Here is a 397-nt window from a genome sequence, read left to right on the forward strand (position 1 = left end):
GTAGCACCTTGCGGATCGCAGGTTGCCGGGTTTCATCGGGCCAGTCCCTCCACCTCTCTGGATAAGAGTTTCAATTTGTCTTAAATATTAACACAATTCAAACAAAAGTCAACCCGACTTTATTGATAGGATTAGTTTTTATTAAAATTTGAGTCTTTTTTACTATTTTTACCCAAATAAAAAAGCCGTGCGGGCAGGCACAGCTTTTGTTAACGATAGGCTAAAATGCTCTTCATTCTAGTCCTTTTTCTTCTTTTCAGACCGTTTCTTCCATCCAAGATTCAGAGGACGGATCTTGTCTCCAGCGTTTTAGTTTGTTCATCGCAGACGGCTCAATCGCTTTCAGTTCAAGTGCCACGTCTATCAATGTGTCATAGTCTGTCAGGGTGACATACGG

General features: G+C 41.6%; 1 riboswitch.

What is annotated here, in order from left to right:
- Positions 1-68: riboswitch (SAM riboswitch) on the reverse strand. This riboswitch is flagged as partial in the annotation.
- Between the last annotated feature and the right edge of the window lie 329 nt (positions 69-397).

Source organism: Desulfofundulus thermobenzoicus (assembly GCF_009428905.1).
GTDB lineage: Bacteria > Bacillota > Desulfotomaculia > Desulfotomaculales > Desulfovirgulaceae > Desulfofundulus_A > Desulfofundulus_A thermobenzoicus.